Source organism: Photorhabdus heterorhabditis (assembly GCF_018448905.1).
GTDB classification, from domain to species: domain Bacteria; phylum Pseudomonadota; class Gammaproteobacteria; order Enterobacterales; family Enterobacteriaceae; genus Photorhabdus; species Photorhabdus heterorhabditis.
In genome coordinates, this window is record NZ_RCWA01000022.1 from 26,629 (window position 1) to 45,021 (window position 18,393).

The following is an 18,393-nucleotide window of genomic DNA, read 5'->3' on the forward strand; positions in this document are numbered from 1 at the left end:
GTCAAGATGAGTCAGAATGTATATCAATTTATCGACTTACAGCGCGTCGATCCGCCTAAAAAACCGCTGAAGATCCGCAAAATAGAATTTGTAGAAATCTATGAGTCATTTTCAGAAGTCCAGGCACAAACACAGGCAGATCGCTGCCTTTCATGCGGTAACCCTTATTGCGAATGGAAATGCCCTGTTCATAACTATATTCCGAATTGGCTCAAACTTGCCAATGAAGGGCGTATCATGGAAGCGGCTGATTTGTCCCATCAGACAAACAGCCTGCCGGAAGTCTGTGGCCGCGTTTGTCCACAGGATCGCCTTTGTGAAGGCGCCTGTACTTTGAATGACGAGTTTGGTGCCGTGACTATCGGTAATATTGAACGCTATATCAATGATAAAGCGATTGCTATGGGCTGGAAGCCGGATATGTCACAAGTTCAACCAACGGGCAAACAAGTCGCTATTATTGGCGCAGGCCCTGCCGGACTGGCTTGTGCTGATGTATTGACCCGTAATGGTGTACAAACTGTCGTTTTTGATCGTCACCCAGAAATAGGCGGGTTACTCACTTTTGGCATACCTGCATTTAAACTAGAAAAAGAGGTGATGCTACGACGCCGTAAAATTTTTTCTGAGATGGGAATTGAGTTCCGGCTCAATACCGAAATAGGTAAAGATCTTGCCCTGTCTGAACTGACTGAACAGTTTGATGCTGTATTTCTTGGTGTAGGAACTTATCAGTCGGTGCGTGGGGAACTGGCAAACGAAGATGCTAATGGCGTTTATGATGCACTGCCATTCCTAATTGCTAATACCCGGCATCTAATGGGCTATCCCGCTCTACAATCACAACCTTTGATAGATATGCGTGGTAAACGGGTTGTGGTCCTCGGTGGTGGCGATACTGCAATGGATTGCGTCAGAACTTCTATTCGCCAAAAAGCGGCTTCTGTTACCTGCGCTTATCGCCGTGACGAAATAAACATGCCGGGTTCCCGCCGCGAAGTGAAAAATGCCAAAGAAGAAGGCGTGGAATTTTTGTTTAACCTGCAACCTATCAGCATTGAAATCAACAGTTCAGGTCAAGTTTGTGGAATAAAAATGGTACAGACTCAATTAGGTAAACCTGATGAGAATGGACGCCGCCAAGCTGAAATTATCACTGGTTCAGAACATCTACTCGAAGCTGATGCGGTGATTATGGCATTTGGTTTTAGAGCACATACAATGAATTGGCTAAATGACCATCAAGTTACACTAGATAAACAAGGACGTATCGTCGCACCAGAATTTTCTGATATTCCTTTCCAGACCAGTAATCCTCAGATATTTGCTGGCGGAGATGCCGTCCGTGGCTCTGATCTGGTTGTAACAGCGATTGCCGAAGGGCGTAAAGCAGCACAAAGTATTCTCGACTACCTCGATATTTAATCAACACAGGGAGCGTTTCGGCTCCCTATTTCCATTATCAATTCAATAAATTACATTAATTAAATTACCCTTCACATATAGAGTAAGTATCTTAATGAACATTACGCATTTACTGCTGCCGTACTAAATTATCTGGAAATATTTCTTCTTATTATAACGAATTTTAAATAAAATATTTCAAATACTGATTCATATATCACCATACTTACTCAACTATAAATACTGGAAATATTAATGCGACTAATAAAAGCTCTCATATTATTGTCCCCGACTTTGTTTACCAGTCTTCCGACACTTGCTTTATCACCAACCTTTACAGCCAATGATATTGCCAGAGAGATTACAAACAGAGGTATTAACTCTGTTGTTGCAGAATTAGGAGAAATGGGCGTCAGGCAAGAAATTACTCACAAAATTACTACTGGTGATAGTAACTGGGTAAAGTTGGCCTTCAAATTAACTCAAAGTATGCATCTTGATTTTTCCAGAGAGATACGCTATGCACTCTCCATTGCATTAATCAATAATCCTGTTGATGTCCTTGCTGCCGCAGATAAAGAAAAAAATATATCATTAGCTGATATTTGTACCATCCCACCAGAACTTGAAACCAAAGAGCATAAAATAGAATTCGTCGATAAAGTCAGCAAGAGTTTAAAGTCCGTTACAGAATACGAAGCTAAAAACAGAGCAAAAGAATGTTTCTGGGAGTTAGAGAAAGCCTACAATGTGGAATTTTAAATAAGTGCGCCCAGTATCGATCCACGTTGATCCATCTCCATTTATTTCCTGGAAATTGAGAATACAGTTCCCATCGATCTTCCAACGGTTCTCAATCATTGCCACATATGCAGCATGAATGAATTGTCACTGTTTTACACAGTGACAATTCACTCGAACTGAAGTGGCTTCCCCCACCCTATCGAGGGCTTACGGCAGTTTTTGCTCAGTGATAACAGCAGGTACTGGGCTTATCGTAGTCATGATTTATGGGCGCAACAGCTTAATCACCGTCGTTCATATCAGCAAGTGATATTGCAGGAGCAACCGGTGGTTCTACTACGCCCTAAAAGGGATGGCATTTACTATCACTAATGATTTACAGGAAAACCACGGTGAACTTGCTGAGAAACTGGATGAGCTAGAAGGAGAGTTACAAGAAAAAATCATCAATTGGCTAAAAGAGCATCGGCAAGATGGCGGTGCCATTAGCAACCTTACCAGTACAAATTACTCACAGATGCTCAATAAACAACACATAACCACCGTATCCCCATCAGCACAGGGAACACTTTACTCTCATTACTTAACTCTTTTCTATTATCGGTTTATCCCCGCAAACACGAGGAACTCTTTTACCCTACCATCACTATAAAACCCGAATCAGGTTGATCCTCGTAGACCACAAGGAACGCATTGCCGTAGACAGGAATAGCTCTGTTTTTAGCGGTTTATCCCCGTAAGGACGGGGAACATGGTATATCTCGGCTGAATTAAACGCTAACTGTTCGGTTTATCCCCGTGAGCAAAGGGAACTCTTTCCCAAACCGAAAATACATCAGTATCAGTTCGGTTCATCCCCGCATACAAGAAACGTTTACGAGTCACCTTTAGCCTGACATCCACAAAAGTAGTTATCCTCGTAGGAACAAGGAACACAGATTGCTACTAGTTACATCCCTGTTACTGTCCGGTTCATCCCATAGAGACAGGGAACGTAAGGAAGACAAATCAGTAGTGTCATTTTCGTACGGTTTATCCCCGTAGGTATACAGTTACAGGGAACATTTCCTTAGCTTGATGCTACTTAGAGCACTACTGGGTTCATCCCCGTAGAGACGGGGAACATTGAGCGAGCTTAACAAAGCATCACTCTTGACGCGGTTTATCCCCGTAAAGACGAGGAACATCTCAGAAAAATGATTTATCCATTTTAAATACTCTGGTTTATCCCCGTAAACACAAGGAACACTCAAATTCTCTCATTGATGAGGTTTATCGAGTTTGGTTTATCCCCGTAGGTACAAGGAACACTCATTAGCGCTATCTCTCATCGTTAATTATAACGGTTTATCCCATTGAGCAAGGGGACATATTCTTTCTGGTCCAAACGTCACAGAGGTTTCTGTGCATCCCCACAAGCGTGAGGAACAGGGTAATCATTCTACCCATACCCTTCATCCTTCAAATTGCTGCTTTGTTGGCTGCGTTCACTTACCCCGGTCACATCGTTATCTATGCTCCTGGGGATGCGTTCTCTTGCCGCCGCGCTGCAAATTGAAATCTATTGGGTATATACTTTTTAGAATAGCGACTAATTCCCATTCTATCAAGGAAATCGCAATATTAATGCATTAGTTAACAGTATTGCTTTTACCACGCGTTTGAATCATAAATGTGCCCTTTGTTAAGCTACAACCTAATAAGTTTTACGGACACAAACACTTTAACATCAATACGCTTATCCCAATCAAGATTATTGAATTACGATTTTCAATAAAAACGCCATCATACAGCTCTGATTAACATTAATCCGCATCCCATAGCCTTAGCCCGACCAAAACCTTTTGCGTACTGAGCCAAATACAAATCACTATTAGTAATGGTCAAAAGACCTTGAAAATCGACACTAGAAAATTGTATTTTCTGCCCTCTCTTTTTTACGCTTCGATGCTGGGTATAGCCTTCAATATCCAATAAATCATCAAACTGGATACCCCATTGCTGCATACGACGATTATTCAGGAGCCAATTACGGGCAGCATCCTCCATCATAACCTTTATTTTTTTCTGTCCAGTTTCCCCCCGCTGTTTTGCCTGAAACTTAGCATGCATCAAGACGTCATGACGCCGGCGTTTACCAAAAGGATCGATAATACAGACTGTCGGATTGACACGTAATTTGAAAGCTAAACGTTGTCCCTCTTTTAAGAGGGGATAAAATGCCTTCGTTTGAACATCGAATAATGGTGATTCAGTTTGCGGTGAAGTTTTAGACAAAACATAAAACACAGGTAATCCTATCATTCCAATTTCTTGCCGAAATAAAAAATGACGTTTTTCGTCTGCTGAAAATAATTTCCATAACAATTGGTGAGAAGTATAAACACCATTTTCACCAAGTTTTTCCAATATATTTGCTGTCTGGCTTGATTGTCGGAGCATAATTTTAGATAGATACATCAACACCCTCCTCAACAGAAAATTGATACATAATACGTTGCCTGAATTGCCAACGTCCTCGGTTAATCGGCTCATCCCAAGGATAGTTTATTAAGGTATTTGTAGAGATCATTTCATCTTTATTTCCTTCCCAAAAATAAGTAACAAAACCATCTGCTCTTAACCATGATTTATCTTCTTTATCAGAATGAGTCAGCGATGGAAAAGGCGTATCCAATGCACCTTTTAATGTCGATAATTCAATCAATTTAGGGCAAAGAGGTAAAGCTGGCGGGCAAGATTTACGTCCAAGGTGCAAAACAAATACAGGTTTAAGTAAAGCATCCCGCAGTTGTTCAAGCGTAAAAGAAGCGTGCCCAGTTAATGCAATAGCGACTATCCAAATACCATCACAACGATAATCACGATTCGATAATATGGTATTAAGTTTATCTGCACTTAATTCACTTTTACGGCTCTGATGAACGACGTTATTATCGTGCGTCGGGACTTGTGTCGTATGGTAATCACGTATTAAAGAACCAGGAATAGTTTGCTTAATTGCTATCAATACACTTTTTTGTAATTTTACTAACTCAGATTCATTATCTCGTCGAATACCTAACGCTGCCCCCAATAACCCCAAAATTGCAGAACGACCAGGATATAATCCCGTTGGCCTTTCTCCCCCAACCGCTGACTGGCCCCAACTTGCCATAGAACCATATAAGCGAAAGACTAAATACGCTTTCATTCTGCCCTCCCACTACCGAGCCACAAATTCAAGCAGTTCAGTCAAACGCCCTTCTCCGGTGAATGTGTTGAATGTATATCGCTCATCAGCACAATCACCATAAACCTTATCAATATTTTGCATTTGCTTTTCTAATGCATTAATTGCAGATAGGCCTTGGTTACTGTCATTTATCGGTTTTAAAAATGAGACAGATAAAGAACGAGGTTGTTGTTCACCTTTTTCAGCGAGAGCAAAACTGGCATAAGCACGAGAAGCGAAACTATTTTGTTTACCCGTTGGCGATATTTTTACAGCGGCTTCTGTCAATGCTTTAATCGCTTTATTAGCAAGCACTTCATCACCGCCCAAATTCTCTATCAATTGCGTTTTATTAATACAGATGTAGCTGTAAAACAGCGCAGCCGCAAAACCCGCCTCTCCAATATGGGCTGAACCCGTATCTACCTTACCATCATTTAAATCATCCACCGCCGTAAAATAGTCATCTTCAACGACAACAGTATGTACACTAATAGCATGAGCAACTTGGCAAGCGGCTTCGACGTTAAATGCAGGACTTGAAGCTAGCATTCGACCAAACAAAGCAATATCTACAGCAGTTTGCTCAGCTTTTAACAAATTAAGTTCTTCGGATGTCGGCGCTCGGCCTTCTTCTGCCAGCACTGCAACCAGCGACATAACAGACCGCTGCTCTGCCGGGCTGATATGTGCCAACTGTTCAATTTCTAAAGCATCTTTTTTAGTTTTTCCAAAAACACCAGCAATACTTGAAGCCAATGCCTTAGCTGATTTTTCTTTCACCCCAGCACTGATCAAAGCTTCAAATACCTTAATACCAAAACGCTTTGTGCGAATGCCAATATTCTCTGATAACGCCTGCTCAAATAATTCAGAAGTACGCCAATGGCGTTTCAAACTTTGAGAACTTACACGTAAACGTTCAAAACCACCCATTTTGGCTGTCTTAGGACGACCTAAATCATCGCGGTTAAGATTAGATGGCGCATAGGAAGTTAACAGGTGTAATTGAATAAACTGACTCATAATGATTATCCTAAAATTAACTAATGAAGATCTGATAAATCAATCGATTTTCCACTTGCAGCACGGTAATAATCCACAACCCACTTCACATTAATACGCTTATTGGCCTCATAGGGTGGTAGTTGTCTATATTCAGCAAACCATTCCTCAATATCCTGAGCTAGGGCCAGAACCGAAATATTGCCCTTTACTTGTTGTAAAATTCGACGTAATTGGTGCAATAATTCGTTCGGTGTTCTGGCACTTTGTAGCTGTGAAAATCTCAATTCACTGACGACCGATCTATTTCCACCGCCTTTCCTACCTGCTGCCACGGCGAATTTAATGTTACTGTTACTTTTAACATAAACTAATGACACCGCTATCGTTGCCCAATATTCTATTTTTACCGGATTGTTAGATAAGCTAATTTCATCAGGTAAGCTGAGCCATAAATCCCGAAAACTTTCGGTTAACATGGCCATTTCAATATTTTCACAGCGTTTTAGTTGAGCTTTATAAGTAGAAGGCGCTGGAGCAATACCTTTCTCTTTTAATTGTTCTGGCGACAAAAACATACTTTGCCACCAACGCAATAATATGGTTTCAATTTTACTGTCCATTACACTTCCTGTTTACCAGATTGAATATGGTTATTGGAAATAAATATTTTGATCTCTTTTAAAGCATATTGCCCATACAGCCCCATTATTAACTGCTGACGTGCCTTGATGCGTTTCGCCATTGAACGCTCATTGCCAAGCCCAGATAATGTAATATGTTCATCAAATAAATCTCTACAAAGATGGCGCAATGTATTGAGCCAATGTTTAGCTTGCTCCTGCGTAAGAATAGGCTCATTCTGTTTTGTATTATCGATAAGTTGATGAATAACTGAAAAAAATAAAGACTCACTGCGTTGCCAGAAAATAAGATCAATAAAAGAAATGTCGCCTTTTACATCAACAGGTTTTTCAAACCAAGCCGCTTTTATTTGGTTTCGGCATAGCCAAATCACATTGGTTGCCAGCTTTTGTAGTTCTTTGACTTGATTCAGAACCTTTTCTTGTTGTTCAGGCAAGACAAAAAACAATGGCATAGTGACAGAATACCAACAACGTGCTTTCATATTATCCATATCGTAGCCAAATACCCACAAACGAGGCATTACATTTTGCAATTCAGCAAAATCACGACATAAAGCATAAAAATGACTGACTACAAGCGCACAACGTTGCCCTTTGTCACTATGACTAAAAACCAAAACATCCCAGATTTTGTATGTCACTCCTCCTGGCTGGCCTTTAATAGATAAATGTTCTGCTGTTTTTTTGGGGTCCCATTTATAAGGCGTTAACGGATGTTCCCAATTACCGGAATAATTACCACCATAGTTTTGTGTACGATATTCAGAAACAGTGAATGTAGAACACTTACCTGAAATTTTACAAACCTGCTTATTTTTCTCCACCACAAGACGTATACGCCTCGGCATCGCCCAATACATATGTAAAGGATGAACATCAGCGGAATAAATTTCCGTCCCTTGCTCAACACTCGCTTTTGTTGGTTCTAACCAAGGAAAAACCTGTGCACTGGTTAAATCAGGTTCTGAATAATGCCATGCGCTGCGATTAATGACGTTTAACCACAATTTTTGCCATAATGTTGCATCAGTTTGTTGTGGTAATACTAACGTGGTTAATGGCCCTCCTCCCCGTAGCCCGACCCGATGTCCCACACCACCTGATGGCGCATTAATTTGTAAGGTAAAAAGTGCTAAAGCGGCCATTTCAAGAGACATAACATCACCGATGCCTCGTTTAACAAAATGATCAGTATTAAGCTTTAATCCATTGGCTCCCGGCGCTTCAATTAACAGCCCAGCAACAGTGGTTAATTTTATTTTTTGCAGCGGATCAAAATCCTGCATAAAAAGAGGACCTGTACCGGTAATATTGAAAGCATGTACGACTTTATTAAAAGCGTGTTGTAATGTTTTCTTATCTGGTGATGTTTCATACAGGGCATACCATTGATATTTATCTTCAGGCGCAAAAACGGTTTGCAATAAACCAATAGCAAATTGGTAAGCTGCTCCTTGAAAATCAGCTCGCGGTAAAGCGAAGTCCACAACATCATGATCACATATCGTATTCATGGGCAGTACTTTTTCACTACCATCACGTAAGCGGAAAGGCAACCACGGGTCCTGAACCAAGTTCATAACACCTCCTGCTGTTATTTTTCACAAAAGCCTATTGTTGAAGAATAAGTAAAATTCGGATCTTTTTCTGGCAACCAAGGTTGCAAATATTTAATTTGATGGTACCGCTGTTGCAATCTATTGAGAGCCGGAATTAATTTAGTCGGAATTGGGGCTAATTTATCCGCATATTTATTTTTAGATAATTTAACCGTACTTAATGGCACTGAAAACTCTGCAGAATTTACCCATGGCACGAGTTGTCCTGAATCAGTCTGTTTAAGTAATAACACCTCAACAGTTTCAATATCACAGTAGCGCGTATTAATACCTGAATCATCTTCATACCAACTATCAGCACTTCGATCACAGTAACCATATAACTGCCATTGCAACCAATAAGATTTAGCTTTAGCTGCCTGACTTCGTTCTTCGCCAATTAACACATCTTCTCGATGTCTTAACGCTTCAGGTACTTGCTCATCATCATAACCATAAACTGCTTCAATTAATTGACGAGCATCCATAGGCATACGTATTGCACCTAATTTTCTCAACACTCGCATGCCTAACCACAGACGTGCAGGAGATCGATAAACATATTGTGTGTTACGGAAATTATGGCTTAACCAATCTGATTCAGGGTTCTCCTTCCAGTCAGGAGCATGGACAAATAGTACTGGAGCAGGGCGTGAGTCTTTAATGCTATGTTGATAAATACCATCACTATCACGAGTATGGCGATGTAAACGTCCAGCTCGCTGAATCAGATCATCGATAGGACAAATATCTGAAATCATGACATCAGCATCGGTATCTAAACTTTCCTGAAATACTCGCGTAGCAATTAACGCCTTACCCCGGCGCATCTCACCATAACTATTTTTACCAAAAATCGTCATCACACGACTTTCAATTTCTTTTCGATGTTGCAGTACAAATCGGCTATGAAATAATAAGCAACGTTCAGGTTCAGTAAGCAAATTTCGCAACACCTGATAAGCTTCAATCGCATCGTCTACGGTATTTCGAATCCAAACTACGCATTGCCCTTGTACAATGGCGGCCAATACTTTTTCAACACAACTTCCAAAGCTATTTAAGAATTCGACCTTAACTTCCCGATTAACGTCTTTTCGACTCGATAACGGTTGTTCAATAATGGGTGATACAGGGTTTAAATCTATTTTTGTTGCTAGCGGGAAATCAATTTTTTGCAGTAATTGAGAATTCAGTCCGCCGGCATTCAGCCAAATATCCGCTAAACGTTGACGCTGTTTAAGGGTCAGTGTTGCTGTTAATAAAATAGCCGAGCCACCTTGATAAATATGCAACGCTAATAAATTTTCCAGTAAATTAAACATAAATTCATCAGCTGCGTGGACCTCATCAACGATTAATACCTTGTGATTAAGCCCAAACAATCTTAATGATTGATGGCGCCTTGGTAATACAGCCAATAACGCTTGATCAATGGTCCCGATCCCAACAGGCGCTAACAATGCTTTTTTACGTGAATCGGCTAACCATTGACTGCACAGCACTGAAGCCGTGATATCTGTTTTACCATCGTTTCTATCTATATATCCTGAAACCAAGGCAGCGGCACAAAATTGCTCATTCATCTTCCATGTACCATGAGCTAAAACAATATCTGGCTTGCTACCATCTTCTGTTGATAGCATTTGTTGATAATGTTCAGCCATCCGGCTAAACATCGCATCGGACGTCGCCATACTAGGCAGACCGAAATAAAAACCATCGGCGGCTTTTGCTTGCATCAAACGATGTGTGAGCGCTAATGCCGCTTCTGTCTTTCCTGCCCCAGATACATCTTCCAAAATAAATAATTGAGGAGAATTATCTATTGGTATTGATTCAGCCCATTGTTGCAATGGCGTGGCGGCAAATCCGTAATATTCCTGAATGGAAATAAATGGTTTTACTATTGGCGCTTTACCTAATTCTGTCGCCATGACAGCTTTTTCTGCCACTGTTTGGGCATATTGCCAGTAATTCGTTAATGACATAGGTTCAGATTGATATTTAAAATAGTGATTATCAGAACCAATCCAATCCGCCAATACTGTAATACCGGCAAACTGCCAACTCACTTGCTCTAATCGCCGCCGCCATTCTTTGGATCGTAGTTTTTCAATGGGAAACTTAGGTTGTAATAATTCAATTAAATGGTGGGCAAAAAGTGTGACAGCATTAAAATTATGAGGTTCAGTAAAACATTTAATCACTTTATAGTCTGTTTTATCAATTGGCTGACCATGATGTCCTAATACACAATCCATGAACACCATTAAGGTATCAAGCATTTCTTGCTGCTCTCCTTGCTCAATACCTTCAATATTAACCAGTCTCTTAAGTAACTTCGTTTTGATATTTTCCCAAAAATACAACCCCAGCCGAGCATGACCAAAATAACGACCATTATATTTCTTCAAGCAATAAGGTTGAAACAGACCTACTGCTTGATGGGAAAACAATCTTTGAAAAGCAGACGCAAATTTACCAATATCGTGCAAAGCCAATACAAAAGAGATGATGCTTTGTAATTGCTTCGTAGATAATGCCAAAAAATTAGCAAGATCTTTGGTCAACGATCTTTCCAAAGAAAGCAGCTGTATTCCTACAGCCGCCACATCTAAACAATGATAAGGAAGTAGATGATAATCTGCATTATTAGCCTCTGGCTCACTCTTCGACTTACCCCAGTATTGAAAATAAATTGGTATTTCCATCTAAAATCCTTCACTTAAACACTTTTTCCGCATACCTTTAGAACATAATGCGAAAATTTAGATCAAAAAAATACTACTTTCTGTTTTTTTAGGATAATTCTGTATAAAAACACCTTACCTAAACAGATTAAATTTCCTACTGACTCCTTCAAGCATCAGTCAGAATTAGAATGACATCGTATTGCAGTGAAACCACTTGACAGGCCCCTCCATAATTATACATTTGATAAATAAAGAAAATCTTATGAAGGTTCTGTACCATTTCATCAAGAATTCACTTGGGTTGATTACCCTATCCATAAAATGTCAGGTCAATATGAGATGAAAGTACTGATGGGTGTTTAGCTCTGTCAATATACAAATAGATTTATGAATCACATTTCCAGTCATTGATCGTATAAATTTAAATCCTGGGGCAAAAACATAGTGAAGGAGTTAATTAATCAATTTACCTGAATCAGCGGCATGATTAACATCAACACGCTTAACAACCACATGACCATTTAACCGAGTGAATGCAAAGATTATCAGTGTATTCCCTTCCATTGTTTAAATTGAGCAGGCCGAAGGCCATACCTCGCCAAAACACCTTCATGCAATCGCCGTAATTCCTCAATAACCCATGCTTTTAACGTGTCACATTCAGATGGACTTAATTCATTGGAAATCAATTTATCTATAACCTCAATCGAATCCATTTCCGGTGTGACAACAACCTGATAGACAACCTGCTTAATAGTATTTCTATATTGTAACCTTAACGGGTCTGGTTCAGTAATTTCCTGCTTAAGAACCAGATATTCTCGAGTAGAACGTTCGTAAGCCCATAAATAGAGATCTCGTCACCATTCAACTTTGGTCATTTCATAAACACCAAGCATTGCGCGGCTATATGCCTCTTCCGGTACATCTAGAAAAGTCAACGGACATAGATTTGAACGAAGCAACGGCAAATTAGCCGCCAGGCGGGAAGTTCGTTTATTTATATCTGCAAAAGGTTGTAAATACGGCAAGTGGACCATGATGAAAAATGATTGTTCAAATAGATCTGAGATAACTTGAGCTTTCGCAAGCAACGAAGCTAAAACCTCACTAATATAGACCTCTCCCGATAACGGCCTGAAAACACTTTTTCCTATTTCAACCTGATGCTGACGGATACGTCCTTCATCTATACCTATTACCTTTCAAGTTGCTTCTTTGGTGGCTGCACTCACTCATCCCGGTCACAGAATTATCTATGACATAGTTATCTATGCTCCCGAGGATTCTCTCCCTTGCCGTCGCGATCCATCTTGAAATCTATTGGGTATATACTTATTGAATATATTTAAGGATATTTATCTAAGAATCAACACGAACACCAAACCATATTATAGAAACGAAGCAACAGTATTATTCTGCAATTATTAATAAATATTAAAAAAATCTCCAGATTTTACACTAGTGATTCCATAGATATTAATGAACAAGAGTTAGTTAACCTGAATTTTCCATAAGGAAAATTAAAATAAAAAAGGAACTAATTACCTGAAAAACAATCAGATATTTTACGATAAAAGTTGTCACACAGCTCTAAAGTAGAGATAATTTAGACGGAATTTATTGTGAAATTGATAGTTTTTATCCTTAACCTCCCCTCTTATGACAATAATTATAATATTATTCCTAACACTCAAAGTCAACAATTACCCCTAACTTCAACTTTACCAGTTTGGATATAATATATTTAAAAAGCACATGTAAATATTCAATTACATTTACATGTGCAATTAGAAATCATGGTAGGAAGAACATGCTTAGAATGAACATTACTATAATAATAACAATACATCCTATTGCTGCTATATACCTGTTATCTTTCAAGTTGCTTCTTTGTTGGCTGCACTCTCTCACCCCGGTCACATAGTTAGCTATGCTCCCGGGGATTCGCTCCCTTGCCGTCGCGATGCATCTTGAAATCTATTGGGTATAGATTTAAAAGGGAATAACCAAATCCAAAATACACAAAGACATAAGGTTATTCCTATATGTATTATTCTCCTAAACTCACGGTAAATAAAAACAAAGAAACTTTTAATGAAATAAAAAATTTTTATCATTATTTGATCTGTTTGTTTAGCTCATAAATTATCCTCTCGTCCATTTCGGTAGATAAATCACCGGAGCAATACATTTCAATTAAGTTCCCTAAATATGGTTCAATAAAATAATACATCATATCTAAATTATCTTTTCTTAATTTATAATATAATTTAGGATATTTTCCTCCTAGTCTTCTTGAAGACGAGCTAATTTTATCAACTAACCCATAAATTGAAAAAGCTGATAATAACTAAACCACACATTAATACGATATTTACAAGTTTGTCAACGATAGAATAATTTCTTAAAAACTATAAGCTTTCATAAACCAAGAATTTAACTCTGTCACACGACAAAGAACCACCTATATTAAATTCTCGATTGCTTATTTAAAGTTTGTATAATTTAGCTCTGCTAATGATAAATAAAAAGCCAATCTAATCAACGTATCCCCGCAAATTATTTATTGGTAACGGAGAGTAATTACCTGTAACATACAAAAATGATAATGATTTGCATTTACATTGATGGAGTGGCATAAAAATGACCGTTAATGTTTTGGACACTCAACAGATCCAGTGGATGTACATCCACAATCATGATTGGCTATTTCGCTGGCTTAAGCATCGTCTTAACTGTGATGAAACCGCTGCCGATCTGGCTCAAGATACTTTTGTTAAATTACTTAGCTCGCCTTTACCACAGCAACTGAACGAACCCCGTGCCTATATCGTCACTATCGCTAAGGGGCTGATGATTAATTGGTATCGTCGCCGCTCACTTGAACAGTCGTATCTGGATTTACTCGTCAGCCTGCCTGAGCAACTTATTCCTGCACCAGAGCAAAAATTGATTATCCTCGAAACTCTTCAAGAAATTGATATCATGCTTAGCCAGCTCGCCATACCCGTTCAGACCGTCTTTTTGCTTTCCCAGATAGAGGGAATGAAGTATGAAGATATCGCAAATCACATGAATATTTCGCTATCTACGGTAAAGCGCTATATGAAACAAGGTTTCTATCAGTGTCTGATAGCAATGTCATAAGGGATTAATATGACTTCCACGGATACATCTCATTCATCAAGCACATCTTCTAAAACAATTTTGGCAGAAGCCGCAGAATGGTTGACCATTCTAAATGATAGTCATGTCAGCGAAGCTGACCGGAATGCTTGCGCTGCCTGGTGTGCACAAAGTCCAGAACATGCTCAAGCTTGGGAGCGGGCACAATGTCTGTTAACCCGGTTACAGCATCTACCACCTCATATCGCCTCACCGCTGTTAAACAGTAAGCAAACTCTTTCCCGCCGAGAAACTATCAGCAAGCTTACTCTGATGTTGTTAATACCGGCTGGGGTATCACTCTTCTGGCAATCTGATCAATTTAAGCTCCTCACTGGCGATTATCACACTAGGACAGGACAAATACAGCACTGGCCATTACCCGATGGCGGTCAACTGACGTTAAATACACAAAGCGCAACAGATGTTGATTATGATAATACTCAGCGGTTTGTTCGTTTAAAGCTGGGAGAAATTTATATTGAAACTCATCAGGATAGCCACCAGCCAGCACGCCCATTTAAAGTACAAACTAAACAAGGTTCTATTGTGGCACTGGGTACGAAATTCAGCATCCGCCAACAAGCCTCCCATACTCAGGTGGAAATCGTGGAAGGGGCAGTCCGTATCATGCCAGATAATGGATCATCACAAATACTGTATGCCGGAGAAGCAACACATTTCACTCAATTTGCAGTTGCCCCACAACATCCCCGTTCAACCACATCTCTAAGTTGGTTACAGGGCATGATAATGGCAGATAACTTGCCGTTGGCAGCAGTGGTTACTGAATTGAATCGCTATCGTTCCGGCGTGATCCGCTGTGATGATGCAGTAGCTAATCTGCGTGTCTCAGGTGCTTTTCCTATACAGGATACAGATTTGGCAATACAGATGCTTTTACAGACTTATCCTCTCTCAATGCACAGCCTGACTCGCTATTGGGTTACCCTCTCTTCAGCCAATCGATAAAAATAATTATTTTTGCTGACACTTTTTTCAATCTCATACGGCATAGAGATAAAAGAAGCTTAAAAAGCTGTGGAGAAATTATCTATGCCATATCATGTTAACTGTCCGGGTTCACAACCACGTTGGCAGAAAAAGTCTTTAGCCCTCTTGTTGTTTCCATTGATGCTACTATCAGAAGCCCCCCTGTACGCAACCACACCAACAGTTCCCCTTTATCCGGTCAACATTCCGGCGGGTTCATTAGGCAATTCTTTATCTTATTTTGCTGCTCAAACCGGTACAGCGCTCTCCTTCGATCCGAATTTAACCAACGGGTTAACCGCACCTTCGTTAAACGGCAGTTTTACCGCTCATCAAGGTTTAGTACAACTGCTCACAGGCTGTCATCTACGCCTGTCCCAGCGTGCCGATGGCAGTTACACCCTGATAAAACTGGCAGAAAATATGACCAACAATGGTGTCATAGTACTAAATCCTCTTACAGTAGCAGGCAATCGCGGGTACACAGGAAATGAACCATTGCGTTTCGACAGTACCACTATCAAAGGTAAAGATATCGAAAAATTTGGTGTGATCCATCCTGTTGATATTTTTAAGACAACACCTGGAGTATTATCCGGCGAAGCACGCAGTTCAGGCAGCCTGGATGTGAATATTCGGGGCCTGCAAGGACAAGGGCGAGTTTTGACAACCGTTGATGGCGCATCTAACCAGACCGCCTTATACCGTGGTTATCAAGGTGTCTCCAACCGTTCCTTTATTGATCCCGATTTCATTGGCCGGGTAGATATCAGCAAAGGCCCGACAGGAAAAGGCGGTATGGGAGCTATTGGGGGGGTCGTGGAGATAAAAACCATCGAAGCCAGTGATATCCTGCTTGATGGACAAAAAGTCGGGCTTCGTCTGAAAGGCAGTCTGTTGAGCAACCATTCTAATCCTGACGATTATCAACGCAATGACTGGCCCTCCCCAGCAAAAACTTCTTTTTTTGATGCCAAGAATAGAACTGGGAGTATCGTTTTCGCCGTGGCCGAACCGTCTTATGAATTGCTATTTGGCGCCTCTCAGCGCAAACGTGGTAATTACCATTCTGGCAAACACGGACCGGGTGCCAAGGAACATGGGATGCCAGGCTATCTGTGTGAAAGCGATCCACAAGATTGCCGTATTCCACAATTCAGTGAACAGATGGCAGGTTATTCACTGTATGCAATGGGAGATGCCGTTCCTAATACTTCTGAAGATAGCCAATCGCTATTGGGTAAAGGAAAAATCCGTTTTGGTGATGGTCATGAAATCTCCGCTATCGTGAGTCATTACCAAAATCTTTATGGGGAATCTTATGTTGCAGATATGGCAAGCCCAAGCCAAACCTTCATGATTTTAGATCAGGGGCCACTGACACGACTCAACATGAACAGACACAACCTCAATTACAAATGGGAACCGGCATCAAATCCCTGGATTAATTTGGATATAGGCGTGTGGCAAACACGGGTTAACGACCGTCCCCGAACCTCAAATAATACTCTCGGTGATAAAAAATTCATGCGTACAGTAGGAGTGAATCTGAATAACACCTCATTATTTGAACTTTCAAATCAAGATATTGAGTTGAACTACGGTGCCAGTTTTATCCGTGAACGTACTGGCCCAAGCGAAGGAAAATGGAAATACGCGGTTAACCGTGAAGGAGAGCGTAAGGAAAGCCATCTTTTCCTAAATGGAAATTATTCTCCTATTGCACGATTAACTTTAATGGGAGGATGGGATTACAAGTCCTATCGAGTTGAAGATTACAGCCCAGCTCATTCTGGTAACCCTTTTTTACCGCAACTCACCTCAGGTAAGGTAAATAATAAGCGAGATCATGCCCACGGTTATTGGGTCGGCGCTAAATTTGATCTTACTCATGCAACAGCACTGCATGCCAAATATGCCTATGCACCACGTTTTCCATCAATGGTTGAAGGTATTCGTGGCTACATGATGAATGTTGATGATCGTATAAAACCTGAAATCTCAAAAAATATAGAAGTCGGACTGACATCACGTTTCCCGAATGTCATTGCTAAAAATGACAGTTTCGATATTAAAATGTCCTACTTTGATAACCGGGTGAAGGACTATATCAACCGGTCATGGATGAATGATTACTGGAGTATGTACATCAGTAATATCAAAGCAGCGAAATTTGCAGGATTAGAATTAGCAAGTGTTTACCACAGCGATCACTTTGACGCGCGTTTATCCATGAATTACTACACGAAAGTCAGATTCTGTACAGAAAATGCAGGTTGTGTTGCACGTAGCCTCCCTTCAGATTATGCCACCAACCATATTCCCCCTAAATACGCCGTATCACTCGATCTGACACAAAGATTTTTAAACGACCAAATCTCTCTCAATGCAAGAGTCTCCCATTATGGTCAAAGATCGGTGCCAGCCGGAAAACCGGGCCGAGGTTCTGCTACCTTGCTGGCACCTATTATTTGGCGACCAGCCACCGTGGCTGATATTTCTCTGACGGCCCGTGTGAATAAGCATGTAGAATTTGAATTTGGTGTGGATAACGTCTTTGATAAATATTATATCCAACCTCTCAGCCTGGGCTATATTCCGTCACCGGGAAGAACATTCCGCGCGGGTATTACAACTTATTTTTAAGTCGATTAATTAGTATACCCGTTATCTTTCAAGTTGCCTCTTTGTTGGCTGCACTCTCTCACCCCGGTCACCAGGGCGGGATTCTACTTTGCGTAAAAATTATACATTTCGCAGATATTGATAATTTCTCACATTCAATACGATTTTATTGATAGGTTTTGATATCTGGCATGAACATTTATTGAGCTAGTAGAGGGTTGTTTTTATCCACAATAACCATATAGAAAATGTGAGATCCCGCCCTGCCCCGGTCACAGAGTTCTCTATGCTCCCGGGGA

At 40.3% G+C, this 18,393-nt stretch carries 13 protein-coding genes; 6 read left to right on the forward strand and 7 right to left on the reverse strand.

The genetic code is table 11. From position 1 onward, the window contains the following. Positions 1 to 6 precede the first annotated feature (6 nt). From EAE89_RS14195 to EAE89_RS14205, 3 genes are all read left to right on the forward strand, one after another. Positions 7 to 1,425: a glutamate synthase small subunit gene (locus EAE89_RS14195; RefSeq protein ID WP_054480243.1), complete on the forward strand. Its 1,419-nt coding sequence runs from the start codon at positions 7 to 9 to the stop codon at positions 1,423 to 1,425. A gap of 234 nt (positions 1,426 to 1,659) precedes the next feature. Further along, on the forward strand, positions 1,660 to 2,166 hold the full coding sequence (locus EAE89_RS14200) for a hypothetical protein (RefSeq protein ID WP_149617012.1): 507 nt from the start codon (positions 1,660 to 1,662) through the stop codon (positions 2,164 to 2,166). Between the two features lie 334 nt (positions 2,167 to 2,500). Continuing rightward, positions 2,501 to 2,800, forward strand: a complete 300-nt coding sequence (locus EAE89_RS14205; protein WP_054480245.1) for a hypothetical protein — start codon at positions 2,501 to 2,503, stop codon at positions 2,798 to 2,800. A gap of 1,133 nt (positions 2,801 to 3,933) precedes the next feature. Here the strand turns inward: EAE89_RS14205 and cas6e are convergent. From cas6e to EAE89_RS23645, 7 genes are all read right to left on the reverse strand, one after another. After that, positions 3,934 to 4,608: a type I-E CRISPR-associated protein Cas6/Cse3/CasE gene (cas6e, locus tag EAE89_RS14210; protein ID WP_054480246.1), complete on the reverse strand. Its 675-nt coding sequence runs from the start codon at positions 4,606 to 4,608 to the stop codon at positions 3,934 to 3,936. Beyond that, positions 4,595 to 5,341, reverse strand: a complete 747-nt coding sequence (gene cas5e, locus EAE89_RS14215; RefSeq protein ID WP_054480247.1) for a type I-E CRISPR-associated protein Cas5/CasD — start codon at positions 5,339 to 5,341, stop codon at positions 4,595 to 4,597. The genes cas6e and cas5e overlap by 14 nt, the downstream gene beginning before the upstream one ends. Positions 5,342 to 5,353: 12 nt before the next feature. Continuing rightward, entirely contained in the window at positions 5,354 to 6,388 is a 1,035-nt protein-coding gene (cas7e, locus tag EAE89_RS14220) for a type I-E CRISPR-associated protein Cas7/Cse4/CasC (RefSeq protein ID WP_214086097.1), read from the reverse strand. A gap of 20 nt (positions 6,389 to 6,408) precedes the next feature. Then, a complete protein-coding gene (casB, locus tag EAE89_RS14225) occupies positions 6,409 to 6,990 on the reverse strand; it encodes a type I-E CRISPR-associated protein Cse2/CasB (RefSeq protein WP_054480249.1) in 582 nt (193 codons plus the stop codon). Beyond that, on the reverse strand, positions 6,990 to 8,594 hold the full coding sequence (gene casA, locus EAE89_RS14230; protein WP_214086098.1) for a type I-E CRISPR-associated protein Cse1/CasA: 1,605 nt from the start codon (positions 8,592 to 8,594) through the stop codon (positions 6,990 to 6,992). Before casA ends, casB begins: the two co-directional genes overlap by 1 nt. A 14-nt stretch (positions 8,595 to 8,608) precedes the next feature. Further along, positions 8,609 to 11,326: a CRISPR-associated helicase/endonuclease Cas3 gene (locus tag EAE89_RS14235; protein ID WP_054480251.1), complete on the reverse strand. Its 2,718-nt coding sequence runs from the start codon at positions 11,324 to 11,326 to the stop codon at positions 8,609 to 8,611. An 842-nt stretch (positions 11,327 to 12,168) separates the two neighbouring features. Continuing rightward, positions 12,169 to 12,507: a Fic family protein gene (locus EAE89_RS23645; protein WP_339423270.1), complete on the reverse strand. Its 339-nt coding sequence runs from the start codon at positions 12,505 to 12,507 to the stop codon at positions 12,169 to 12,171. A 1,447-nt stretch (positions 12,508 to 13,954) separates the two neighbouring features. Here EAE89_RS23645 and EAE89_RS14245 point away from each other — a divergent pair. The 3 genes from EAE89_RS14245 (at position 13,955) to EAE89_RS14255 (ending at position 18,115) form a co-directional block, all read left to right on the forward strand. Continuing rightward, positions 13,955 to 14,458, forward strand: coding sequence for a sigma-70 family RNA polymerase sigma factor (locus EAE89_RS14245; RefSeq protein WP_054480051.1), 504 nt, complete (start codon positions 13,955 to 13,957; stop codon positions 14,456 to 14,458). 9 nt (positions 14,459 to 14,467) lie between these two features. Beyond that, entirely contained in the window at positions 14,468 to 15,448 is a 981-nt protein-coding gene (locus EAE89_RS14250; protein ID WP_054480050.1) for a FecR domain-containing protein, read from the forward strand. A gap of 84 nt (positions 15,449 to 15,532) precedes the next feature. Then, entirely contained in the window at positions 15,533 to 18,115 is a 2,583-nt protein-coding gene (locus tag EAE89_RS14255; RefSeq protein ID WP_214086099.1) for a TonB-dependent receptor, read from the forward strand. Positions 18,116 to 18,393 lie beyond the last annotated feature (278 nt).